A 23,752-nucleotide genomic window follows, 5' to 3' on the forward strand; every position below is an offset into this window, starting at 1 on the left:
TAGAAGCACCTACATACATGAGACCTACGTTCACCCTAACAATAAAAATCCGAACGAGTTTGATTCTCTATCAAGAATATCAATTCATCGTTCGGATTTTCCTTCAACCAAAATGCGTTTGTTTCAGCCTCTTTCTTATTCGCTTAGTTTATCAAGATCTTCAAAGAAAGTAGGATAGGATACGTGAATAGCTTCACTTCTCATTAGTGTTACCTCTCCCGTTGCAATGGCTGCTGCGACCGCAAGCATCATTCCAATTCGATGATCTCCATAGCTGTCTACTTCACCGCTTTGTAGGGCTGTCTTGCCTTCAATGATGAGGCCATCAGCTGTTGGAGTAACAGAGGCACCGAGCTTGCTTAACTCCGTTGCAACCGTATCGATACGGTTCGTTTCTTTTACTTTTAATTCTTCGGCATCTTTAATAACTGTTTTCCCATTCGCCTGAGTCGCCAAAAGAGCGATCACTGGAATTTCATCAATTAAACGAGGAATTAAATCCCCCCCAATTTCAATCCCTTTCAACTGAGACGTTTCAATCGTCAAATCGCCAATAGGCTCTCCATTTTGAATACGTTCATTAGAAATTGTAAGGCGTGCTCCCATTTGCTGAAGCACATCAATAATACCTGTTCTTGTAGGATTGAGTCCGACGTTTTTCAAAACGATTCGGCTGTTTGGAACAATGGCTCCTGCAACAAGAAAGAACGCGGCTGAAGAAATGTCACCAGGTACGTATACATCCGTTCCGCGCAGAGATTGTCCTCCTTCAATGCTTACAGTCGTTCCATCTACCTCTACGTCTACTCCAAAGGCGCGAAGCATACGCTCTGTATGGTCCCGTGATGTAAAAGGCTCGGTTACTTTTGTTGTGCCTTCCGCATGAAGTCCCGCTAGTAAAATCGCTGATTTTACTTGTGCACTTGCTACAGGAGAATGGTAATGAATTGCTTTTAAAGCTCCTCCTCGAGTGGATAAAGGCGTATATTGGCCGTGCTCACGCCCATCAATCTTTGCACCCATAGAGCGCAGGGGCACCGTAACGCGGCTCATAGGACGCTTGGCAATCGACTCATCTCCAATTAGAGACGTATGAAATGGCACACCTGCAAGAATCCCAAGCATTAAACGAGTAGTCGTTCCTGAATTTCCTACATCTAGGATGGAAGTAGGTTCACTTAACCCTTCGATACCTTTACCTTCCACTTCGACATACTCGCCTTCTCTTTTAATCGATACGCCCATCTTTTCAAAACACGAAATCGTACTTAAGCAATCTTCCCCTGCTAAAAAATGATTAATCGTTGTTTTCCCTTCTGCCATCGCTCCGAACATCACAGCTCTGTGAGAAATCGATTTATCTCCAGGAATAGAAATTTCTCCTTGGAGAGATGAAAGATTAGTTTTTAATTGTTTTCCACTCATTTCATTCACACCTTTCGTACATTAAGAAATAAACGTCTGATATTGATGCTGATGGAGACACGCTCTTGCCCGCTTTCTATCTTCCTCTGTTTGAAAGCTCAAACGTAATACTCCGTATATGTCTTCTCGTGTTTCTAAAATTCGAATGTTTGTAATACTGATTTCATCTTCTGCTAAATAACCCGTTACTTCTGAAATAATCCCCGGATAGTCTGGAACATCCACATAGAGATCATAAAAGGATGGAATCGCGCCTTTGGTTCGTACAGGAAGCTGATCTCTAAATTGTTTTGCTTGTGAAAAATATGTATAGATATCGTTCGCGTCTTTTCGTTCGATCATATTTCGCACGTCATTCATTTCTTCAAGCCAGTGGTCAAACATTGAAAGAAGCGCATCCTGGTTATGAAGCAAAATATCTCTCCACATCGCTGGACTGCTTGAAGCAATACGTGTAATATCACGAAACCCTCCAGCTGCAAGCTGCGAAACTAGCTGGTTGTCTTGTTGGTAATATTCTGCTTGATGAACAAGGCTTGCAGCAATAATATGAGGAAAATGGCTGATGACACCCGCTAATTTATCATGTTCTTTTGGTGACATCACAATAATTTTAGCTTTTGTACCACTTAGCAATTCCTTTAAACTGTCTAAAGCCTCCGAAGAAGTAGAAGATGAAGGTGTCAATACATACATTGCATTTTCAAATAAATGAGCTTTAGAAGCAGCTACTCCGCTTTTATGAGACCCAGCCATTGGGTGACCGCCGATAAACTCAATGCCTTTAGCGATAAGAGCTTCCGCTGTCTTCACTACCTCTTCTTTTGTACTCCCTACGTCTGTGACGATAACAGACTGTTTGAGCGTAAAATGTTCTAACTGTTTTAGCACTTCAGCTGCTTGAGTGACCGGAATGGCAATAACAATATAATCCGCTTGCTCCGCGCCTTGTTGTAAAGAAGAAGCCGCTTGGTCAATTACACCTAGGGTTTTGGCAAGCTCCAGCTGCTCCTGATTAATGTCAAAACCTATTACATCAAGATGATGATGGTGCGTCTTTTTTATATTAAGTGCCAGCGATCCTCCAATTAACCCCAAACCTATAACAAAAACATTTTCTTTCACTTTCCTTCACCTCATTGTACATATGAAGATGAGAGTGTGAAATCACACTCTCATCTTTTACTATATTAGGTATTAAGCTTTCGCTGCTGCTTGGTTAACAAACTGCTGAAGCAATTCAATGATTTGTTCATTTTGTTCTTTTGTTCCCACTGTAATACGAACGGAAGTTGGGAAGCCTAATGCATTCCCTGAACGAACAATAAATCCGCGTTGCAATAAAAATTGAAACACTTCATCGCCTTGACGACCAAAATCAATTAGAACAAAATTAGTGAAAGACGGATAATAGTTTAAGCCATTCTTATCACAGAAAGCATAGTATTGCTGCAAACCTTCTTCATTTTTCTTTTTACACTCTTCAATGAACGCTTGGTCTTCAAGAGCAACGATTGCTGCTTTTTGAGCCATGCGGCTTGTATTAAAAGGTTCACGAGCCGGCTCAATTTTTTGTAGCAATGATTCGTTTGCAATACCGTAACCAATGCGCAAAGAAGCTAAGCCGTATGCTTTTGAAAATGTGCGAAGTACAATTAAGTTTTCGTATTCATTCAAAAACTCTACCGTATTCGGATAGTCGGCTTGATCTGCTGCATACTCAAAATAGGCTTCATCCATAACGATTAATGTATGCTTAGGAACTTGTTTCATAAAAGAAATTAACTCATCGCCCTTCACATACGTTCCCGTTGGGTTATTAGGACTGCATACCCACACAATTGTCGTATTTTCATCAATTGCACGGAGCATAGCATCTAAATCATGATCTCCGCCGCGCAGCGGTACTTCACGAATTTCTGCACCTTCAATTACGGCATTGTGCTTATATTGAGGAAATGACGGCGTCGGCATGACAGTATTTGTATCAGCCGATAGCAAAGCTCGGCAAATAATTTGAATGACTTCATCAGACCCATTTCCAAAAATCAGCTGATCTTGCTCTACGCCTACGTGCTTTGCTACTGCTGCACGCAGTTCAGCTGCATAGCCGTCTGGATAAAGCGCCATATTCTCGATTTCTGCAGCAATCGCCTCTTTTACTAAAGCAGAACTGCCGTAAGGATTTTCATTAGACGCTAATTTTACGACGCGATCTAAATTAAATTCACGCTTTACTTCTTCAATTGGCTTACCTGGTTTATATGGAGATAAAGTTAGTAATTGTTCTTTTACCTTCAACGTGTTACACCTCGCATTTTTGTATAGGCGAAACGATGGATGCAACATACTCCTCAATTTGATTTAATCCGTCTCGGCGTGTATCCTTATTTAAAAGAACTTGTTCAAGCTGGCCAATTTTATTAACAATTGCACTTCCAATTACAATGCCGTCGCTATGTTCTTTTAACACCTCTACTTGTTCACTTGTTGAAATCCCAAAACCGACGGCAACCGGTATAGAAGCTGCTGCTTTCACATCTTCTAAAAAGGTGCCAATATCAGCTGGCAACGTAGAGCGAACCCCAGTAACGCCTAAAGACGACACGCAGTATAAGAAGCCCGTTGCATCTGCAGCGATTTTTTGAATACGCTCTTTAGATGTAGGAGCAACCATCGAAATGTACGCAACTTCATTTTCAGCGGCAAGCTCCCGGATACGGCCACTCTCTTCGTACGGTAAATCCGGAATTAGCACTCCATCTATTTCATTTTCTCGCATTAACGCGAAAAAGGATTCTAAACCTAATTGTAACACAGGATTAAAATAGGTAAAGAGAATTACCGGTATTTTCACACCTTTTTTTCTCATCACCGATACAAGCTTAATGGCTTTTGAAATAGACATACCGCCAGATAAAGCTCTTTTGGACGCCTCTTGAATAATTGGACCATCTGCTAAAGGGTCGGAATATGGTACGCCCAGCTCTAAAATAGAAGCACCTTGCTTTTGCAAAGACAAAGCAATATCCACCGTTGCATCTTCATGAGGATCTCCTGCTGTAATAAATGGAATAAACAATGTTTCATGTTTAGGTAGTCTCGCTTCAAACGTATTCATGTTCTTCTTCCTTCCCTTCTAGCAAGTTTACTAATGTATGAACGTCCTTATCTCCTCGACCTGACAAGCAAATTAAAATTGTTTCTTCTTTCGTCATGCTTTTAGCCAGTTCAAATGCTTTTGCCAGCGCATGGGCGGACTCAATAGCCGGGATGATTCCCTCTGTTTTCGCCAGCAGCTGAAGAGCTTCGATTGACTCATCATCCGTTACACTTTCGTATTCCACTCTTCCAATAGATGAAAGGTGAGAATGCTCTGGACCGATACCTGGATAATCCAAACCTGCTGAAATAGAATAAGGCTCTGTAATCTGACCATTTTCATCTTGAAGTAAATACGTGAGCGTTCCGTGAATAACACCTTTTGTGCCTTTAGCCATTTTAGCAGCATGAAGGGCTGTATTTAGTCCTTTCCCTCCTGCTTCTACGCCGATCAAGCGTACATTTTCTTCTTTAATAAAATCATAAAACATTCCGATTGCATTACTGCCGCCTCCAACGCATGCCACGACAGCATTCGGAAGTTTGCCTTCTACCGCTGTAAACTGTTCTTTTGCTTCTTCTCCAATAATTTTTTGGAAATCTCGAACCATTTTAGGATAAGGGTGCGGTCCAATAGCCGAACCAATTAAGTAAAAATGATCTTCACAATGTTGAACCCAGTAGCGAATTGCTTCATTTGTTGCATCTTTTAGCGTTTTTGTTCCAGAAGTTGCGGGAATGACTTCCGCTCCTAGAAGCTTCATGCGAAAAACGTTCAACGCCTGACGTTCAATATCTTCTTCTCCCATGAATACTTTACATTCCATTCCGAACTTTGCAGCTACTGTAGCTGTGGCTACCCCGTGCTGACCCGCTCCTGTTTCAGCAATAATTTTTGTTTTTCCCATCCGTTTAGCAAGTAAAATCTGTCCAATGGCATTATTGATTTTGTGAGCACCCGTATGATTTAAGTCTTCACGCTTTAAATAAATTTTTGCCCCGCCGAGCGTTTCGGTAATATTATCAGCATATGTTAAAGCTGTTGGTCGCCCAGAGTAGTTAACAAGTAAGGATAGATACTCATCTTTAAATGCCGGATCTTTCATTGCTTGATTCAAAGCTGCTTCTACTTCTTCAAGTGGTTTCATTAATGTTTCAGGTACGTATTTTCCGCCAAATTCACCAAAGCGGCCAAATTCATCAGGATGATTGTATGTCATAGTATGATCTTCCTTTCAATCTCTATAATTTTTGTATAGTCCTTCGTTCCATTTGTTTCAATACCGCCAGAAATATCAATCGCCCCAGGCTGGTAGGGTAACAAGTTCTCAATGTTACAAGCATTGATTCCTCCAGCAATAAAGCATTTTTTACCTAACCTTTGGGCAGCTGATTCATACTGAGGAACGAAGCTCCAATCAAAAGCGACGCCTGTTCCTCCAAATTGTTCTTTAACCTTGCTATCAATTACATACCCGTCAGCCTCTTCATATACATGCATTTGCTGCAGCGTTTCTTTATTGTGAGGGAGCGCTTTCCACACTTCATATCCACGCTGCTTTAACTGACGTACGTCCGCAGCTGTTTCTTGCCCGTGGCACTGAATTACATCTAAATTTGTTACGGAGGCAATTTCAAGTATTTGATCTACCGGTGTATTAACAAATACCCCTACTAGCGAGACTTGTTTTTTTATTTCATCCGTTACAAACTCATTTACTCGTTCAGGCTTTACATATCGTTTACTTCTAGGATAGAAAATAAAGCCAATGTGAGTAGCAGCCGACTTTTCGATTAAAGCTATATCTTGTTTTGATCGAATACCACAGTACTTAATGAGCATATTCACTTTCCCCAAACAGCTTTTCAATCGCTTTGGTTTGATTATCCTGCCTCATAAGCGACTCCCCTACTAAAATAGCTTTTGCTCCCGCTTCTTTTACGTAGGAAACATCATCGTATAAGTAAATTCCGCTTTCACTCACTAACAGCTGATCTTTCGGAACATACTTGGCGATTTCTTTTGTCTGCTGCAAGCTGGTTTCAAACGTGTGAAGATTTCGATTATTAATTCCAATAATCTTCGGGGTAAATACAGCTAGCAGCTTTTCAAGCGTTTCTAGAGAATGTACTTCTACTAAACAATCTAACTCTTTTTCAGCAGCTTGAAGATAAAGCTCTTGCAATTTTAATGGTTCAAGTGCTTCTCCAATGAGTAAAATAGCATCAGCACCGATTCTTGCACTTTCTTCCACTTGAATGGAATCAATGATGAAATCCTTGCGAAGCACAGGGACAGAGACATGCTGTTTAATGTCACTTAAAAACGTTCGATGTCCTTGAAAATAGTGCTGATCTGTTAACACAGACAAAGCATCTGCTTTCCCTTTCTCGTAGGCTTTAGCAATTTCCACAGGCTGAAAATTCTCTTTTATTAATCCTTTAGAAGGCGAGGCTTTTTTCACTTCTGCAATAAGAGCCAGCTCTCGATTCGGATTTGATAAAGCGTCTAAAAACGATCGTTTTGCAACATTTTGCTGTTCGGGTAACTGTAGGTTTTGAATTTCTTCTTTTTTTGTTTCAATAATTTTATTGAGCATGTTCAACCACCTTTTTCGATTTCAATCGTTGTAATTGCGTGTATGCAGCACCTGATTCAATTGTTTCTAAAGCTACAGCTACTCCTTCTTCAAAAGTAGAAACGTTTCCGCTAACGTAAATAGCTGCAGCAGAGTTTAATACGACTGCGTTTTTAGCAGTTACATTACTTTTATTTAAAAATAGCGATTCAATAAGCTCAGCACTCGATTTCGCATCTTCTACCACTAAGTCTTCAAGCTTCCCTCTCTGTAAGTGTACATCCTCTGGTGCAAGCGTATATTCTGTAATGACATTGCCCTGTACTTCTACAACATCCGTTACATCCGTGGCACTAATTTCATCTAAACCGTCCCTGCCCGCAACCAGAAGGACGTGGTTAGCTCCCAGTACAACAAGCGCTTCTGCTAATTTTCGTGCAAGCTCAATGGAATAAACGCCAATTACTTGCTTTGTGCAGTTAGTAGGGTTTGCTAATGGACCTAATGCATTAAAAACGGTTCTAAACCCTAATTCCTTTCGAGTAGCAGCAACGTGTTTCATAGCAGGGTGATAAAGAGGCGCAAATAAAAAGGACATGTTGAGGTCAGCCACCGCATTTTTCACTTCTTTTTCACTTCCTTGAATCCATATATCCAGATGTTCTAACACGTCTGCACTCCCGCTTTTAGAAGATACGGCGCGGTTCCCGTGTTTCGCAACCTTTACTCCCGCAGCAGATGCCACAATCGCACTAGCCGTCGAGATATTAAACGTAGAGGCCCCGTCTCCTCCCGTACCGCATGTATCTACTACGTTTAATTCTTCTAGAGAAATAGCATTCATATTATTTTTCATACCTCGGACAAAACCAACAATTTCATCGACGGTTTCTCCTCGGTACGTTAAGATGGTTAGCACGCTAGCAATTTGAGCTGCCGGGACTTTGCCGTTCATAATATCATTCATAATTTTTTCTGCTTCTTCCGCTGAAAGTGACTCACCGCGCAAACACTTTTTTAACAATTCTTTAAACATATACATCCTCCTTTTTATCGTAGATGTCTTGGGCTAATTGAATTGTTTTGATTAAAGCGCTAGCTTTATTGCGGGTTTCTTTCCACTCAAGCTCCGGTTTTGAGTCAGCAACCACTCCTGCTCCGGCCTGGATATAAGCGGTCTGGTCTTTCAAAAGAATGGTCCGAATCGCAATGCACGAATCAATGTTTCCATCAAATCCGAGATATGCTACGGTTCCTGCATATACATTTCGCGCAACTGGTTCAATTTCATTTAAGATTTGCATCGCTCGCACTTTTGGAGCGCCAGATACGGTACCCGCTGGAAATGCAGAAAGCAGCGCATCAATGGGATGTACTTTTTCGTCAAGGCGCCCTGTCACTTTAGAAATCAAGTGCATGACGTGCGAAAAGTTAACCTGCTGCATCAATACTGGTGTTTGGACACTTCCATACTGTGCAACTCGGCCGATGTCATTTCTTGCTAAGTCCACGAGCATATAGTGTTCTGCCCGCTCTTTTTCATCGTTAATTAAGTCTTCGTATAAGCGCGCATCTTCTTCTGCATCCCTGCCACGTCTTCTCGTTCCTGCAATCGGATGAATTTCTAAATGGCCGTTTTCAATTTGAATCAACCGCTCAGGAGAACTTCCAATTAACTCCACGCCTTTTACTTTCACGTAAAATAAATAAGGAGACGGATTAACTAATCGCAATACTCTGTAAATATCAAATCCAGCTACGGTCGTATCAATTTGAAATCTCTGCGACAATACAGCTTGAAAAACATCTCCGCTTTTAATGTATTCCTTAATTTTTTCCACATCTTGCACAAATTTATCTTTTTGGTATGACGATGTCACGCCTTCAAAGCTAACTTCGCGCTGCTCGCTTTCAAACATCATTGGCTTTTCTTTCACCGTCTGCGCTATTCTTTCAACATATCTATTGATCTCTGCTAAAGCTTCACCGTATTTTTCTTTTTTCTGCTGCTCTTTGTCTTGCTCATTAAGCTGAATGTAGTGAATCACCATAAGCTCTTTTGTTTGATGATTGTAAGCAAGCATCGTTTGACAATAGATAAAGTGAAAAGTAGGCATGTTCAAATCATTTTGGGCATGTACGTTTACTTTTTCAATTTGCGATACTGCGTCGTAGCTGATAAACCCTACTGCTCCTCCTTTAAAAGGAAGTGCAAGGTCTGGTACTTTCACTTTCAGCTCTTGCTGAATTTTACAAAACACCTCTTTAAAGCTGTCTCCTTGCAGCATAGGCTGAAGCTGCTTGTTTTTTGCTAGATAGGTTCCGTTTTCTTCCTCAACATACAAAAATGGATTTAAGCCAATAAAAGAATAATTGGACCATGGTGATGATTCATCATTACTTTCAAGCAAATATACGGCTTCATCTTTTACTTGTTGAAAAAGATCAACAGGTGTCATGCTATCGATAAATATTTTTTTGATAATTGGAATGGTTAAATACTCTGTAGAGTCTTCTAAAAAAGAAGTATACGTGTTCGTCATATCTTTCAATCCTCCATTTCATGGAGAATGAGAATAGATGAGGTTATATAAAAGAGGATATAATAAATAAACCCAAAGACACATCAAAAATGGGTCTTTGGGTATACGAATGGTAAAATTCACTCAACTAAACTCTGCTCAACTGTCTCATTCTCGTCTACCCTAATCTCAACTAAACTGTCTATTGTTTTCTCATAACTAAAATCTTTAAACTAACTTGTTACCAATTGTAGTACGTTTCAAATTCATTTGTCAACTACTATCTACTTGGCTTTAGACGAAACTAAGCTTTAAGCTCTTCATTCAGCAGTTTAAGAATCACTTCATCTTCTACTTGTTGAACAAAAGGTTTGCCTATGCCTTCAAGCAGTACCATGTGAACATTGCTTGATTTAGACTTCTTGTCCGCTTTCATTCTTACGAGCAGTTTTTCAGCTGAAAGATGGTTTGGGACAGACGTCTTGTAGCCAAATTTTTCAAACCATTTCGCAATGTCGTCCACAGAGAACTGACTTTTCTCAAGAACATTGCTGACTTTCATAGCAAACAGCATACCAATCGCTACGCCTTCTCCGTGGCTGATTTGTCCATAGCCGCACTCTGCTTCGATCGCATGTCCTAGCGTATGTCCAAAGTTCAGATGAGCGCGAACGCCAGCTTCTGTCTCATCTTCTTTTACAACAGATGCTTTGACTAAAATACCGTTTTGAATAGCATAAATTAATTTTTCATCTTGTAAATCAGTCAGCGATTGTATATTTTGCTGAAGCCATTCATAAAATGCTTCATCGTGAATAAAAGCGTGTTTAATCACTTCTGCAAAACCGGAACGCCATTCTCTTTCGGGAAGCGTTTTAAGAAGATCAATATCATAAACAACCGCTTCAGGCTGATAAAAAGCACCAATCATATTTTTTCCAAGCTCATGATTAATGGCTACTTTACCGCCTACAGCACTATCGTGAGCAAGAAGCGTCGTTGGCACTTGAATAAAAGAAATTCCTCTCATATAAGTAGCGGCTACAAATCCAGCTAAATCGCCTACTACCCCTCCGCCAAAAGCAATAACGAGTGCATTGCGGTCAAGCTGCTGTTCGAGCGCAAATGTCTGACAATCGTAGTAATGTTGAAATGACTTTGCATGTTCACCGCTTGGCACTACGTATTTAGCCACTTTAAACTTTGTCTCAATCGCTTTTACAACCGCTTCTCCATAATATGAATCTACAGCTGAATCGGTGATGATTAACACGGACGACAGATTAGATTTTACACTCTCGATAATAGAAGGCAGCTTTTCAATTAATCCATTGCCTAAATAAAGAGGATATGTTTTGGATAAAGTTTGAATATCAATTTGCAACATTAAAACTCCCTCGCATGTGCACGCATTTTCTCAATATTTTCAGCAATTAAATCAATTCGGTCTTGTCCAAACTGTTCGATTAGCGCATCAGCCAATTCCCAAGCTACAACAGCTTCTGCTACAACGCTTGCAGCCGGCACAGCGCAGCTGTCTGAACGTTCAATGCTTGCCTCGAAGGCTTCTTTTGTTTCAATATCAACACTTTTTAACGGCTTGTAAAGCGTTGGAATAGGCTTCATTACACCGCGTACTACAATTGGCATACCTGTTGTCATGCCGCCTTCAAAGCCGCCTAAGTTGTTTGTTTTACGGGTATACCCATTCTTTTCATCCCATAGAATTTCGTCATGAACTTCGCTTCCTGGTCTGCGAGCCGCTTCAAAGCCAATCCCAAACTCAACGCCTTTAAATGCATTAATGCTCATAACAGCTGCAGCAATCTTCGCATCTAATTTACGATCGTAATGAACATAGCTGCCTACTCCTGCTGGCACGCCTTCAATAATAACTTCTACTACGCCTCCGATAGAATCGCCATTTTTCTTAGCATCATCGATTGCTTGCATCATGTCTTTCTCAACAGCTGAGTCAAAACATCTTACTGGAGAAGCTTCAGTGACTTCTTGAAGTTCCTCTAAGCTTTTGTATTGAGGCGGATTTGCCTGTACGCCGCCAATTTCTAATACATGTCCAGCTACAGAAATCCCGAACTGAGCAAGGATTTGACGAGCGACAGCACCTGCTGCTACCCTTACAGTTGTTTCGCGAGCTGAAGAGCGTTCTAATACATTTCTCATATCGCGATGACCATATTTAATAGCGCCGTTTAAATCGGCATGCCCTGGTCTTGGTCTTGAGATTTTACGCTTTACTTCTTCTGATTCTTCTTCAGAAATTGGCTCGATGCCCATAATTTTTGTCCAGTGTTTCCAGTCGTTATTTTCTACCGCTAACGTAATAGGAGATCCTAGCGTATAGCCGTGGCGGACACCACTTAAAATTTCCGCTTGATCTTTTTCAATTTGCATACGTCTTCCGCGACCATGACCTTTTTGTCTTCGCGCTAAATCTGTATTGATGTCTTCGGCTGTTAAAGGAAGCCCTGCCGGAACACCCTCTAAAATAGTAGTCAACTGTGGACCATGTGATTCTCCTGCTGTTAAATATCGCATAATCGTACCTCCGCTTAATATGTATTATTCGTCAGAATTTTTCCATTTTTAAATATGACTATACCATACTATAACATAAGAATGTACAAAAAGTTTCACCCTAGCTTTTAAGAAACGGCTTCAGGTTATCTCGATTAAATGGTCTTTACTTTTCTGTAAAAAAACGTATCAGCCGTTTCAAATCCATACTTTTGCGGAGTAAAAACCTGTTCTGTGCTACCTACAAATAAGATGCCGCCAGGTGCTAAAGCTCTGCTGAATTTTTCATATAAAGCATGCTTAGCTTCATCTGTAAAATAAATAAGCACATTGCGACAAACAATCAAGTCAATGTTTTTTGGAAAAGAGTCTGACAGTAAGTTATGTTTTTGAAAAACAACTGTTTTTTTGATTTTTTCATCTAATAAGTACCCGGTTCCTCTTTGTTGAAAGTACTTATTTTTCATCGAAACAGGCATTTCCTGAAGTGAACGTTCATCATAAAAGCCTATTTTTGCTTTTTCTATCACTTTTTCATCCAAATCGGTTGCCAATATAGAAATACGCGAAAGAGGAAAAAATGTCGATAAAACCATCGCTAGTGTATATGGCTCTTCCCCTGTTGAACAGGCAGCGCTCCACACTTTCAGGTCTGTTTTTCCTTTTACAAGAGTCGGTAAAATTTTTTGCTCCAATATATCCCACCGCTGATAGTTGCGATAAAACTCTGACACGTTAATCGTCATCCGATCTAAAAACTCCTCAAGCAGTTCGTTGTTACTGTTCATTGCTCGATAATATTCAAAAAAACTAGAAAAACCTTTTTTTTCATATAGGGAGGTAAGGCGGCGTTTCATTTGAGACTGCTTATATAGTGATAAATCAATGCCTGTTTTTATTTTTATTTTCTCCACAAACGCGTCGTATTCATCTATCATTTTTGACTCTCCTTTCTCATTTCTATACGTTGATGTTAGACGTATAAAGAAATAAAACCTTTATATACGCTTATCTCCTTACTAATATATCGGAATACATTGTGAAAATGTTTATGTAGAGAGATATTCGCAATCAATAGCTTAGGACCTATGTATAAACACAATAAAAAAGACGAATGAAAATTCATTCGTCTCCTTGCGCTATCTAAATTAGTAAATCCAAGCGTCTGCGTCTTTTTTATAGAAAGTCAGCTCTTCACTTTCAAAGAATAAGCTGATTTCACGCTCCGCACTTTCTGGTGAATCTGAGCCGTGAATAATATTCTTATCGACAATCAGTCCATAGTCACCTCGAATAGTTCCAGGAAGCGCTTCTTGAGGGTTAGTTTTCCCCACCATTTGACGTGATACTGAAATCACGTTTTCACCTTCCCATACCATAGCAAAAACTGGACCTGATGTGATAAATTTCACTAACTCACCGAAGAAAGGTTTCTCTTTATGTTCACCGTAGTGTGTTTCAGCTAATTCCTGCGAAATATGCATAAGCTTAGCTCCGACTAATTGAAAACCTTTTTTCTCAAAGCGAGAAATAACCTCACCAATAATGCTTCTTTGTACCCCGTCTGGTTTGACCATTAAAAACGTTTTTTGTATCATTTTACTCTCCACCCCTGAAGTTCATGATATGTAAACAAGTTTTGAAAGCGCAATCACACCTCATGAAGATATTAACATTGTTTCGAGCAGTTTACAACTTATGAAAGTAAATAAATCAAAATTTCCGTTTTCCAATGTACTTCGCAATTTGATGCAGCGTTTTTTTCGCCTTGTTTGGCGGCAGTTCTTCTAAAATGCTCATCGCTTTTTGCAGATAACGATCGCTCATCTCAAATGAACGTTCAATGGCGTTAGAAGATTTAATATCAGAAATAATTTCATTGATCAGCTCTTGCTCATATTCCCTCTCGAAAAGCTGTTCTACTTTATCTCGAAACTCAGCATTTTCAATGGCATACAAAACTGGCAGCGTAATATTTCCTTGCAGTAAGTCGCTGCCAACTGGTTTCCCAAGCTGTTCTTCTGATGAGATAAAATCTAAAATGTCATCGGTAATTTGAAATGACATTCCCACGTAATATCCAAACCAAAATAAACGTTTATGTATATCTTCAGGAGCTCCCGCTGCAATTGCGCCTAACTGACAGCTTGCAGCAATTAGCAGTGCCGTTTTACGTTTAATTCTACGCAGATACACGCGTAAGTTTTGGTTTAGGTTGTATTTGTCCTTAATCTGTTCAATTTCACCGAGCGTTAATTCCACCATCGTATTAGATAAAATTTTATGTGCTTCCACATCTTTAACCTCGCTCATAACTTCAAGCGCACGAGCAAAGATGTAATCCCCTGTATACATAGCAATACGATTGTCCCATTTTGCCTTAATTGTTGGTTTTCCGCGTCGCTTATCAGCGTCATCAATAACATCATCATGAACAAGAGACGCCATATGAATCAGCTCAAGCGCTACTGCCACGTGTTTGATTTGGTCGATGTTGTAATGCCCAAATTTAGCTGCCAACAAAACAAATACAGGGCGAATTCGTTTCCCCCCTGCTTGTAAAAGGTGAAGAGAAGCATCTGTGATAAGTGTTTCATCGGTATGAACAGTTTGTTCAAGTTCTTTCTCAATAAGGGTAATATCCGTATTCAAAAAAGCGTACATCATTTTTAGTTTCATTGGACTCACCTTGCATTATATATTCATTCTTTACTCCTTATCCTACAGGCTGTTGCACCTGTAGGACAAGCTTTTTCTCTTTTATCGTTTGTACCCTAGATGCATCGCTGCTACTCCACCTGTGTAAGATTTCACTTCAACATCTGTCAAACCGGCTTCACGGAACATATCAGCCAATTGCTTTTGACCTGGAAAGTCCCTTGCTGACTCTTGAAGCCATGAATATTCATCATAGCTTTTAGCGACCATCTTTCCAAGCGCAGGCATAATATACTTAAAGTAAAGCAAGTACATTTGTCGGTAGCCGATCATCGTGGGCTGAGACGTTTCAAGGCAAACCACTTTTCCGCCAGGTTTCACGACGCGCTGCATTTCCTTTAAAACTTGAAGGTAATCGGGCACGTTGCGCAGTCCGAATCCAATCGTTACATAGTCAAATGAATTATCTTCAAAAGGAAGTTCCATTGCATTGCCATGTAGTAAGGTAATATTTGAAAAAGGTGAGTTTTTTACTTTCTCTTCACCAATCTTTAGCATATTTTGACTAAAATCCAGGCCAACTGCCTCTCCTGTTTCTCCAACTGCTTCAGCCATAGCTAGCGTCCAATCCGCAGTTCCGCAACAAACATCTAAAGCTTTTGTTCCTTTTTGAACATTCATTCGCTTCATCGTATCTTTGCGCCATGCCTTATGACGCTGAAAACTAATAACAGAATTCATTTGATCATAATTTTTGTATATTTTTTCAAATACGCCATGGACACGCTGTTCTTTTGATTGCTGCATATCTCTATCCTTCTCCTACGACATTTTTCAGCACTTCTAAGCTAGATGTCAGTTCATCTAAGTGCTCTCTTAAAAACTCATTCATCACAAATTCACTTCGTAAGTATCCTCTAACAATGTTTACAGACTGTTGAGTATACGAATAAAGGTGTTCTTTTATTTGCTCTTGATTCATGCCAATTTGTTTGCAATAGTTTAGCAAGAGAGTAGGCTCTTTATGCTGTAATGACTTTAATTGCTTTAATATCCCGTTCAAATACGCTGCATGTTTTAAAAGTTCTTTCCACTCTTCACGTTCAAAATAGTCACATAAGCATCTTACAAACGATGATTCTGCTGCTAAAAAACTATTCATAACGTCGTGTGGATTAGTAGAGCGATTGTTATAAATGTGTATCTTAGCGATATTAATTTCTTTAATAGCAGATGCTATAACTTTCATTAAATTCAGCTGGTTGCTTTGAGCTAAATAGTAATAGTACAGGCCGCTGTAATAATCTCCGGCCAAAACTACCAGCTGCCGCTCATGCAGCTTTCCTTCATTTCCGCTAACATTTTGAGTGGAGACTAGATCGTGGGTATCAAGTGCGGTTTGAACGAGCATCACAGATAGCACAGAGCTGTTCTTTTTTTCTTCTTCCATTGAAAGAGTATCTAAGAACGAACACATGTACAGTAATCTATTTTCATCAATACGCGGATGATGAATATATTTTTTTACATATGGATGACTTAATTCAACATGAAGCTGTTCTTTCATGTTGGCCACAATATCATAGATGGTTTTTACGCTCATCATCCTTGTCTCCCTTTCCATCACTATTTGTTTAAAGTTCTTTTAACTCCAAATCGATAGTGTCAATTATAACATAATTACATTATAAAATACCCTTTAAATTCTTTTGAAGCTTTTTCACGGTTTAAATCATTTAGCTGCTCATCCGCTTGAACACCGTTCATCTACATACCATCTGGATTTCTCAGACAGTAATTTAAGATATTGCTTTTAGTTTCACCATGTTTTTCCTGTTCTTATTCATTTATTTTAAATATAAATAAAAGCAGGAAAATCCCTGCTTATTTTTTCGTATCGGATTCAATTTCTCCGTGAACAGTCTGAATGACGGCTTTGCCACGAATTTTAATTGCGGATGTATGCTCAGTAAACTGCGCAATCATTACTTCGCCTTTATCTAGTTTTTCTGAATGATGAAATCGCGTATCTGCTCCTCGCGTTAATCCAATTACGTTAACTCCATCTTCGACCGCTTTAATGACAATATACTCGGGCGTTCCTTTTTGTGTCATATTCTCTTCTCCTTCATCATCCACATTATGATTTAATCAGTGATAAAACTTCAGCTCTAGAACTTGCATCGTGTTCTAACACTCCACGTACAGCAGAAGTGATTGTCATAGCTCCAGGCTTTTTAATGCCTCGCATGGTCATACACATGTGCTCTGCTTCCACTACTACCATTACCCCGTGCGGCTCTAATGTTTCTACAATAGAATCCGCAACTGTAGATGTAATTCTCTCCTGAAGCTGAGGACGTTTCGCAACAGCTTCTACCGCTCTTGCCAGCTTACTTAAACCGGTCACTCGTCCGCCTTTTGGAATATACGCAACATGAGCTTTTCCATAAAAAGGAACTAAGTGATGTTCACACATAGAGTAAAAAGGAATATCTTTTACAAGCACTAGCTCTTCATGGTCTTCTCCAAAAACTGTTTTAAAATGCTCTTTTGGATCTTCATTCAACCCGGAAAAGACTTCCTCATACATTTTAGCTACTCGCTTTGGGGTATCTAATAATCCTTCACGGTTTGGATCTTCGCCAATTGCTTCTAAAATTAGTCTCACGGCTTGTTCGATCTGTGGTTTATTTACAGATGACATGTTGTTGCCCTCCAATTCGTTGCATTACGACTTTATGAAAAAAATTCTAGCATATGTATATACCAAAGGCAAAAAAGAAAGGTCGCAAATGTGCGACCTTTCAAAGCTCTTCATCAACGGCTATGAATAAAGCCATTTTATGTAGATATTATTTTACAGCATCTTTAAGAGCTTTACCTGGTTTGAATGCAGGAACTTTGCTAGCAGGAATTTCGATTTCTTCGCCAGTTTGTGGATTGCGTCCTTTACGAGCAGCACGTTCACGTACTTCGAAGTTACCAAAACCGATAAGTTGAACTTTGTCCTCAGCTTTTAAAGCTTCTAAAATTGTATCGAAAACAGCATCAACTGCTTTTGTAGCATCCTTTTTTGAAAGCTCACTTGCTTCTGCAACAGCATTAATTAATTCTGTCTTGTTCATGCCATTCACCTCCTCCCAAAATCGGATCATATAATAACTAAAAACCTTGTTAGAAAAGGAATCTAGTAATTCGTTATATCTCATTCTTTAACAAAACAAATGGATATTATACATAACCTATGTATCGACAAGCCTAATCATAAACGATTGAACTAAATAATTCAATGTTTTTCATTCATCTGCCGTATGTATGTAATGAAAACAGTATGATCGATCGATTTCTGTTAAAAGATTAACATATTGAACAAGGCATAGCAAGCAGAAAATAACGCAGGAATAAGATAACCACGCGATCTATCACAATATATGTAAAGTTTTGTATGTTCTATCCAAAAAGAAGAGGCTCCTTTATGAGGAGCCTAACGTTACATTCTTATAAAATAATCGCGATTAAACCTCCAGATCCTTCGTTAATAATCCGTTCTAGCGTTTCTTTTAACTTATATCGCGCATTTTCAGGCATCAGCGACAGCTTTCCTTGAATCCCTTCTCTTACGATTGAACTTAGAGAGCGGCCAAATATATCTGAATTCCAAATTGAAAGCGGATCATCTTCAAAGTCTTGCATCAAATAACGAACTAATTCTTCGCTTTGCTTCTCCGTTCCGATAATCGGCGCAAATTCTGATTCTACATCCACTTTAATCATGTGTATAGAAGGTGCCACTGCTTTTAAACGAACCCCAAAACGCGATCCTTGGCGAATAATTTCAGGTTCATCAAGGCTCATATCCGAAAGCGAAGGTGCAGCTACACCATAACCCGTTTGTTTAACCATACGAAGGGCATCAGAGACTTGATCATACTCGGTTTTTGCATGCACAAAATCTTGCATTAACTGCAGCAAATGATCTCTTCCGCGAATTTCTACTCCCACGATTTCTTTCAAAATCTGATCGTATAAGTCATCTGGAGCATATAAGTCAATTTCGGCAATTCCCTGCCCCATCTCAATTCCGGCTAATCGAGCCTGATCGATAAACTCAAACTGGCTAAATTGCTCTACTACCCGTTCAACGTCTCTCAGCCTCTTAATATCTTTTACCGTTTCTTTAACGGCTTCTTGATAGCTTTCACGCAGCCAATGTTTATCTTTTAAAACCATTACCCAGCTTGGTAGATTAACGTTGACTTCTAATACAGGGAACTCGTAGAGTGCTTCTCTTAATACGTTCATCACATCAGTATCGCGCATGCTTTCCACACTCATCGCTAATACTGGAATATCATATTTTTCATTAAGCTTTGCACGAAGCTTTTCTGTATCAGGATGATATGGCTGTACGGTATTAATAACCATGATAAATGGTTTGCCTACTTCTTTTAGCTCATTAATGACGCGCTCTTCTGCTTCCACGTAATCTTGACGAGGTATATCTCCAATTGAGCCATCTGTTGTAATGACGACACCAATCGTTGAGTGTTCTTGAATTACCTTTCTCGTTCCAATTTCAGCCGCTTCGTGAAATGGAATTGGTTCTTCATACCAAGGTGTATTGATCATTCGAGGTCCGTTTTCATCTTCGTACCCTTTAGCGCCAGGCACCGTATATCCTACACAATCTACTAACCGTATGTTAACTTCTAGCCCGTCATCTACCAAAACATTAACTGCTTGATTCGGTACGAATTTCGGCTCAGTTGTCATAATCGTTTTTCCAGCTGCACTTTGTGGTAGTTCATCTTGTGTGCGAGCTCTTTCTGCCTCGTTCTCGATGTGAGGCAGGACCACCAGCTCCATAAATTTTTTAATAAATGTAGATTTTCCTGTTCGAACTGCTCCCACCACACCTAAATATATATCGCCTCCTGTACGTTCAGCGATATCTTTAAATACATCCACCTTTTCCAAAAGATCCCCTCCGATCTATGAGTTCATGGAATATGACATCCATTGCGAGAGTAAATTAGGACACTATATAGTTATGACGTTGTCCTATTAAAATATGACTTTTGATAGAAAAATTTATGATTTTTTTCATGCACATGCTGACTTAGTCATTCTGATTATCATTATTGGTGTACAAGAAAGAGAAAACCCCTTCTCTCTGAATATTATTCAAGGAGAAGGGGTTCATGACTTATTTTTTTAAAAATATTGGTTCATTCTTATCGTTGACTGTATAAGGAAGAGAGTAAGCAGGTACAAAATCACTGTTTTCCACAAGGAGCTTTCGTATATCTTCACCAGGTTTGTAGGAGCTTTTATGTTTTTGAATGGCATCATACAAATCAGGGCGATAATCTACAAATACATCTCCCTGTCCATTAACAATTAAAGAAAGACTATTCCCTGTATATGGGCTAGTAACGACAGGAGGCTCTTTCATATTCAATTTTTTATAATTAATAGAGAATACGCCGGGAGCGATGACGTCTTTAAACGGTACGTACCCTTTATGATTTTGACGGTATATATTCAAATGTACGTTAACATCTTGAATCGTATCCGCCATCCGTAAGTCTAATAATTTAACCGTCGGCTTTGTTTCTGCATCCACAAGCACGTACGCAAATATCCCTCCGCTTTCATACGAATTCCCAGGTGCGTCTTGCATGTATCTAGGAACAATTTTCGTAAAGTCAATCGGATATTTTTGATAAATCGGCGTGTCCATATCTTTCGTTTTTATCGGCAATAAGCCTCCGCTTTCTTGTTTAAATTGATCAACCGCCGTTTGCACGGAAGCAACTTGATCTTTATAAGGAACTTGATTTTGAGACATTCTTTCCGCCGGGTACAAACAACCGGATAATATAAAAATGGTTAACCCAACAATAGACGTTAGCATGAATTTTTTCATTTTTCTCACCCTACCATATGTACATTAAGCATCTGTCGGCCCGCTGAATACAACAATTACCATAATAAGACCTGCTACAATCATAAGCGAATAGGCAATGAAAGCGAGTACAATTTTACCAATGCGGTTCGTAATTTTATAACGACTAAAGTAAATAGAAAATACCGAAATAAACATAAATACAATGGAACCCAATGAAATCCACATCTTTAACAAACCTGGCGACAAATTGCATCCACTCCTTTTTTCACCGTTATTATAACATAAGGACTTATAGTTAAGATGGATATTGATAGAACTTTCTAAATTCACTATTTATTTACCTTCCAGTGATTCATGCTCTATAGTAATTACTTTCCTATTAAATTGACAAATTCCTGCTTTTTCGCATAAAAAAAATCGAAGCGAAGGGGGCTCTTCGCTTCGATCATAACTAAATATTCCCATACTAACAGTTCTACTCATCTTTATTTACACGTTATTTTATGCAAGTAAATGATTTTGGGTATCGCCAATTGCCTATTTTTTCATATTTCTTTGCACTTAATTTAATTTTTCTCCTAAAACATTCGCTAAATCTTCCATTTCATGTGTTTTAGTACGAGACATAAGCGCGTCTACTGCATCCTTTGCCTTCACATCATTAAACAGTACATTATATAAAGCATCAGCAATCGGCATTTTTACGTCATATTTTTGAGATAGCTGGTAAGCTGCTTTCGTCGTGCGTACACCTTCTACAACCATTCCCATATTTTCTAATACTTCGTCTAAATTTTTGCCTTTCCCAAGAAGATTACCAGCGCGCCAATTTCGAGAATGAACGCTTGTACACGTTACAATCAAGTCCCCAATCCCGGTTAAACCTGAGAACGTCAGAGGATTGGCGCCAAGCACAGTACCTAAACGAGCGATTTCAGCTAAGCCACGAGTCATAAGAGCGGCCTTCGCATTGTCACCATATCCAAGTCCATCCGTGATACCAGCAGCAAGAGCAATAATATTTTTTAACGCTCCCCCAATTTCCACACCAATCACATCAGGATTTGTATAAACACGGAAGTACTGTTGATTATTAAATAAATCCTGCACTTTTTCTGCTGCTTGTATATTTGTTGAAGCTGACGTCACGGTTGTCGGCTGCCTTCTACTTACCTCTTCAGCATGACTCGGACCTGATAAGACAACGATGTCTTTTGTATCAATTTCTTGTTGAATCATTTGAGATATACGTAAAAGAGAATCAGGTTCAATCCCTTTACTCACGTGAACAATTGTAAACAGTTCATCGGTAAGGGATTTTAGCTGCTGCAACACTTCACGAATGGCCTTCGTTGGAACAGCTAAAATAAGGGTTTCAACACCCTCTATTGCCTTTTCTAATGACGTAAAACCTTTAATCTGATGAGGAAGCTCTACACCAGGCAAATATTTTTCATTCTGATGCGTCTCGTTGATTTGATCAATGACTTGTTGTCTATGTCCCCAAATGCGAACATCGTGTCCATTTTCCGCCAATACGAAAGCTAATGCAGTTCCCCAGCTTCCTGCTCCTAGTACAGCTATTCTTTCCACGCCGATCACATCCTCTGTTATTTTCTTGGTCTTGCAATAATTTTAATTGGAGTTCCTTCGAATCCAAAAGCTTCACGAAGCTTATTTTCTAAGAAACGTTTATATGAAAAGTGCATTAGCTCAGGATCATTTACAAACACAACAAAAGTTGGCGGCTTGATTGCTACTTGAGTTGTGTAATAGATCTTTAAGCGGTTGCCGTTGTGAGTAGGCGTAGGGTTCATTGCTACTGCATCCATAATCACATCATTTAAGATGCTTGTTTCTACACGTACCGCATGGCTTTCGCTTGCAAGATCAATCATTGGCAATAGCGTATGCGTACGTTTTTTCGTTTTAGCTGAAAGGAATACAATTGGAGCATATGTTAAGAACTGAAAATGCTCACGTATATTTTCTTCAAATTTTTTCATTGTTTTTTCATCTTTTTCTACTGTATCCCATTTGTTCACAACGATGACAACAGCTTTTCCAGCTTCTTGTGCATAGCCGGCAATTTTCTTATCTTGTTCAATAATACCCTCTTCAGCATTTAATACAACTAAGACAACATCTGAGCGTTCAATTGCCTTTAATGCGCGCAGTACGCTGTATTTTTCAGTACTCTCGTACACTTTTCCACGCTTTCTCATTCCAGCTGTATCAATAACAACATATTCTTGATCTTCTTTTGTAAACTTTGTATCAATAGCATCGCGTGTCGTGCCGGCAAGATCACTGACAATAACACGGTCTTCACCTAGAAGAGCATTAACTAATGAAGATTTCCCTACGTTAGGACGACCAATCAATGAAAATTTAATGACGTCTTCTCCGTAATCTTCGTCTTTTTCTTTTGGAAAGTGCTTAGCTGCCTCGTCTAGCAGGTCACCTAAACCTAAACCATGCGTTCCTGAGATTGGGAACGGTTCTCCATATCCTAGTGCGTAGAAATCATAGATTAATTCTCTCATTTCAGGATTATCTACTTTATTAACAGCTAGGACCACAGGCTTTTTGGATTTGTATAAAATTTTCGCCACTTCTTCATCAGCTGCAGTAATTCCATCGCGTCCATTCACTAGAAAAATGATTACGTCCGCTTCATCAATTGCAATTTCTGCCTGCTGTTTGATCTGTTCTAAAAATGGCTCATCTCCAATATCAATACCGCCAGTATCAATAATGTTAAAGTCCACATTCAGCCACTCACCTGAACTATAGATACGATCACGAGTTACACCCGGAATATCTTCTACAATAGATACTCGCTCTCCTACAATTCGGTTGAAAATTGTTGATTTTCCTACGTTGGGACGACCAACAATCGCAATAATTGGTTTTGGCATACGATTCTTCCCTTTCCTTGATCTTTTTTATGTATCGGCAACCAGTCTTTAATCGACTAAAGGTATTTATCTACATGTACAAATAAATAAGAT

Annotated in this window: 24 protein-coding genes; all 24 read right to left on the reverse strand. The window is 39.4% G+C overall.

Going from position 1 to position 23,752, the window contains the following annotated elements; translation table 11 throughout:
* Positions 1-135 precede the first annotated feature (135 nt).
* On the reverse strand, positions 136-1,425 hold the full coding sequence (gene aroA / locus MKY06_RS22010) for a 3-phosphoshikimate 1-carboxyvinyltransferase (RefSeq protein WP_029320453.1): 1,290 nt from the start codon (positions 1,423-1,425) through the stop codon (positions 136-138).
* Between the two features lie 21 nt (positions 1,426-1,446).
* Complete coding sequence (locus tag MKY06_RS22015; RefSeq protein WP_029320451.1) at positions 1,447-2,550, reverse strand: prephenate dehydrogenase; 1,104 nt, start codon at positions 2,548-2,550, stop codon at positions 1,447-1,449.
* A 72-nt stretch (positions 2,551-2,622) separates the two neighbouring features.
* Positions 2,623-3,726 carry a histidinol-phosphate transaminase gene (gene hisC / locus MKY06_RS22020; protein ID WP_013059000.1) on the reverse strand — a complete coding sequence of 368 codons (1,104 nt, stop codon included), beginning with the start codon at positions 3,724-3,726 and terminating at the stop codon, positions 2,623-2,625.
* Positions 3,727-3,730: 4 nt separating this feature from the next.
* A complete protein-coding gene (trpA, locus tag MKY06_RS22025) occupies positions 3,731-4,546 on the reverse strand; it encodes a tryptophan synthase subunit alpha (protein WP_013059001.1) in 816 nt (271 codons plus the stop codon).
* Positions 4,533-5,747: a tryptophan synthase subunit beta gene (trpB, locus tag MKY06_RS22030; RefSeq protein WP_013059002.1), complete on the reverse strand. Its 1,215-nt coding sequence runs from the start codon at positions 5,745-5,747 to the stop codon at positions 4,533-4,535. Before trpB ends, trpA begins: the two co-directional genes overlap by 14 nt.
* Positions 5,744-6,370, reverse strand: coding sequence for a phosphoribosylanthranilate isomerase (locus tag MKY06_RS22035; protein WP_013059003.1), 627 nt, complete (start codon positions 6,368-6,370; stop codon positions 5,744-5,746). Before MKY06_RS22035 ends, trpB begins: the two co-directional genes overlap by 4 nt.
* Positions 6,360-7,127, reverse strand: a complete 768-nt coding sequence (trpC, locus tag MKY06_RS22040) for an indole-3-glycerol phosphate synthase TrpC (protein ID WP_098279068.1) — start codon at positions 7,125-7,127, stop codon at positions 6,360-6,362. The genes MKY06_RS22035 and trpC overlap by 11 nt, the downstream gene beginning before the upstream one ends.
* Positions 7,117-8,142: an anthranilate phosphoribosyltransferase gene (gene trpD / locus MKY06_RS22045; RefSeq protein ID WP_098279067.1), complete on the reverse strand. Its 1,026-nt coding sequence runs from the start codon at positions 8,140-8,142 to the stop codon at positions 7,117-7,119. The genes trpC and trpD overlap by 11 nt, the downstream gene beginning before the upstream one ends.
* Positions 8,135-9,649 (reverse strand): anthranilate synthase component I, encoded by a 1,515-nt coding sequence (gene trpE, locus MKY06_RS22050; protein WP_057233632.1) that lies wholly within the window; start codon positions 9,647-9,649, stop codon positions 8,135-8,137. Before trpE ends, trpD begins: the two co-directional genes overlap by 8 nt.
* A 283-nt stretch (positions 9,650-9,932) precedes the next feature.
* Complete coding sequence (aroB, locus tag MKY06_RS22055) at positions 9,933-11,015, reverse strand: 3-dehydroquinate synthase (protein ID WP_013059007.1); 1,083 nt, start codon at positions 11,013-11,015, stop codon at positions 9,933-9,935.
* A complete protein-coding gene (gene aroC, locus MKY06_RS22060; protein ID WP_013059008.1) occupies positions 11,015-12,187 on the reverse strand; it encodes a chorismate synthase in 1,173 nt (390 codons plus the stop codon). Before aroC ends, aroB begins: the two co-directional genes overlap by 1 nt.
* Before the next feature lie 134 nt (positions 12,188-12,321).
* Positions 12,322-13,104: a CheR family methyltransferase gene (locus MKY06_RS22065; RefSeq protein WP_098279066.1), complete on the reverse strand. Its 783-nt coding sequence runs from the start codon at positions 13,102-13,104 to the stop codon at positions 12,322-12,324.
* Positions 13,105-13,314: 210 nt separating this feature from the next.
* The gene (gene ndk / locus MKY06_RS22070) at positions 13,315-13,764 is read right to left on the reverse strand and encodes a nucleoside-diphosphate kinase (protein WP_013059010.1); all 450 of its coding nucleotides are present in this window, start codon (positions 13,762-13,764) and stop codon (positions 13,315-13,317) included.
* Between the two features lie 115 nt (positions 13,765-13,879).
* Positions 13,880-14,845, reverse strand: coding sequence for a heptaprenyl diphosphate synthase component II (hepT, locus tag MKY06_RS22075; RefSeq protein ID WP_013084891.1), 966 nt, complete (start codon positions 14,843-14,845; stop codon positions 13,880-13,882).
* Positions 14,846-14,926: 81 nt separating this feature from the next.
* Positions 14,927-15,631, reverse strand: coding sequence for a demethylmenaquinone methyltransferase (locus MKY06_RS22080; RefSeq protein WP_013059012.1), 705 nt, complete (start codon positions 15,629-15,631; stop codon positions 14,927-14,929).
* 4 nt (positions 15,632-15,635) lie between these two features.
* Positions 15,636-16,427 carry a heptaprenyl diphosphate synthase component 1 gene (locus MKY06_RS22085; protein WP_223268968.1) on the reverse strand — a complete coding sequence of 264 codons (792 nt, stop codon included), beginning with the start codon at positions 16,425-16,427 and terminating at the stop codon, positions 15,636-15,638.
* A 281-nt stretch (positions 16,428-16,708) separates the two neighbouring features.
* A complete protein-coding gene (gene mtrB / locus MKY06_RS22090) occupies positions 16,709-16,939 on the reverse strand; it encodes a trp RNA-binding attenuation protein MtrB (RefSeq protein ID WP_013059014.1) in 231 nt (76 codons plus the stop codon).
* Between the two features lie 25 nt (positions 16,940-16,964).
* Positions 16,965-17,531, reverse strand: a complete 567-nt coding sequence (gene folE, locus MKY06_RS22095; RefSeq protein WP_013059015.1) for a GTP cyclohydrolase I FolE — start codon at positions 17,529-17,531, stop codon at positions 16,965-16,967.
* 148 nt (positions 17,532-17,679) lie between these two features.
* Complete coding sequence (locus MKY06_RS22100) at positions 17,680-17,952, reverse strand: HU family DNA-binding protein (RefSeq protein ID WP_013059016.1); 273 nt, start codon at positions 17,950-17,952, stop codon at positions 17,680-17,682.
* A gap of 373 nt (positions 17,953-18,325) precedes the next feature.
* Positions 18,326-19,804, reverse strand: coding sequence for a stage IV sporulation protein A (gene spoIVA / locus MKY06_RS22105; RefSeq protein ID WP_013059017.1), 1,479 nt, complete (start codon positions 19,802-19,804; stop codon positions 18,326-18,328).
* A 229-nt stretch (positions 19,805-20,033) separates the two neighbouring features.
* Complete coding sequence (locus tag MKY06_RS22110) at positions 20,034-20,756, reverse strand: hypothetical protein (protein WP_013059019.1); 723 nt, start codon at positions 20,754-20,756, stop codon at positions 20,034-20,036.
* A gap of 24 nt (positions 20,757-20,780) precedes the next feature.
* On the reverse strand, positions 20,781-20,984 hold the full coding sequence (locus MKY06_RS22115) for a DUF2768 domain-containing protein (protein WP_013059020.1): 204 nt from the start codon (positions 20,982-20,984) through the stop codon (positions 20,781-20,783).
* A 315-nt stretch (positions 20,985-21,299) separates the two neighbouring features.
* Positions 21,300-22,331: an NAD(P)H-dependent glycerol-3-phosphate dehydrogenase gene (locus MKY06_RS22120; protein WP_013059021.1), complete on the reverse strand. Its 1,032-nt coding sequence runs from the start codon at positions 22,329-22,331 to the stop codon at positions 21,300-21,302.
* Between the two features lie 17 nt (positions 22,332-22,348).
* Complete coding sequence (gene der / locus MKY06_RS22125; protein ID WP_013059022.1) at positions 22,349-23,659, reverse strand: ribosome biogenesis GTPase Der; 1,311 nt, start codon at positions 23,657-23,659, stop codon at positions 22,349-22,351.
* Positions 23,660-23,752 lie beyond the last annotated feature (93 nt).

It is taken from the genome of Priestia sp. FSL P4-0332 (assembly GCF_038005845.1).
Taxonomy (GTDB): Bacteria; Bacillota; Bacilli; order Bacillales; family Bacillaceae_H; genus Priestia.

Excerpts from the sequence above, each read along its gene's own strand:
- aroA (WP_029320453.1), bottom strand. The coding sequence starts at position 1,425 with ATGAGTGGAAAACAATTAAAAACTAATCTTTCATCTCTCCAAGGAGAA.
- trpA (WP_013059001.1), bottom strand. The coding sequence starts at position 4,546 with ATGAATACGTTTGAAGCGAGACTACCTAAACATGAAACATTGTTTATT.
- trpB (WP_013059002.1), bottom strand. The coding sequence starts at position 5,747 with ATGACATACAATCATCCTGATGAATTTGGCCGCTTTGGTGAATTTGGC.
- MKY06_RS22035 (WP_013059003.1), bottom strand. The coding sequence starts at position 6,370 with ATGCTCATTAAGTACTGTGGTATTCGATCAAAACAAGATATAGCTTTA.
- trpC (WP_098279068.1), bottom strand. The coding sequence starts at position 7,127 with ATGCTCAATAAAATTATTGAAACAAAAAAAGAAGAAATTCAAAACCTA.
- trpD (WP_098279067.1), bottom strand. The coding sequence starts at position 8,142 with ATGTTTAAAGAATTGTTAAAAAAGTGTTTGCGCGGTGAGTCACTTTCA.
- trpE (WP_057233632.1), bottom strand. The coding sequence starts at position 9,649 with ATGACGAACACGTATACTTCTTTTTTAGAAGACTCTACAGAGTATTTA.
- aroB (WP_013059007.1), bottom strand. The coding sequence starts at position 11,015 with ATGTTGCAAATTGATATTCAAACTTTATCCAAAACATATCCTCTTTAT.
- aroC (WP_013059008.1), bottom strand. The coding sequence starts at position 12,187 with ATGCGATATTTAACAGCAGGAGAATCACATGGTCCACAGTTGACTACT.
- MKY06_RS22065 (WP_098279066.1), bottom strand. The coding sequence starts at position 13,104 with ATGATAGATGAATACGACGCGTTTGTGGAGAAAATAAAAATAAAAACA.
- ndk (WP_013059010.1), bottom strand. The coding sequence starts at position 13,764 with ATGATACAAAAAACGTTTTTAATGGTCAAACCAGACGGGGTACAAAGA.
- hepT (WP_013084891.1), bottom strand. The coding sequence starts at position 14,845 with ATGAAACTAAAAATGATGTACGCTTTTTTGAATACGGATATTACCCTT.
- MKY06_RS22080 (WP_013059012.1), bottom strand. The coding sequence starts at position 15,631 with ATGCAGCAATCAAAAGAACAGCGTGTCCATGGCGTATTTGAAAAAATA.
- MKY06_RS22085 (WP_223268968.1), bottom strand. The coding sequence starts at position 16,427 with ATGAGCGTAAAAACCATCTATGATATTGTGGCCAACATGAAAGAACAG.
- mtrB (WP_013059014.1), bottom strand. The coding sequence starts at position 16,939 with ATGACACAAAAAGGAACGCCCGAGTATATTGTCATTAAAGCGGTCGAA.
- folE (WP_013059015.1), bottom strand. The coding sequence starts at position 17,531 with ATGTCATCTGTAAATAAACCACAGATCGAACAAGCCGTGAGACTAATT.
- MKY06_RS22100 (WP_013059016.1), bottom strand. The coding sequence starts at position 17,952 with ATGAACAAGACAGAATTAATTAATGCTGTTGCAGAAGCAAGTGAGCTT.
- MKY06_RS22110 (WP_013059019.1), bottom strand. The coding sequence starts at position 20,756 with ATGAAAAAATTCATGCTAACGTCTATTGTTGGGTTAACCATTTTTATA.
- der (WP_013059022.1), bottom strand. The coding sequence starts at position 23,659 with ATGCCAAAACCAATTATTGCGATTGTTGGTCGTCCCAACGTAGGAAAA.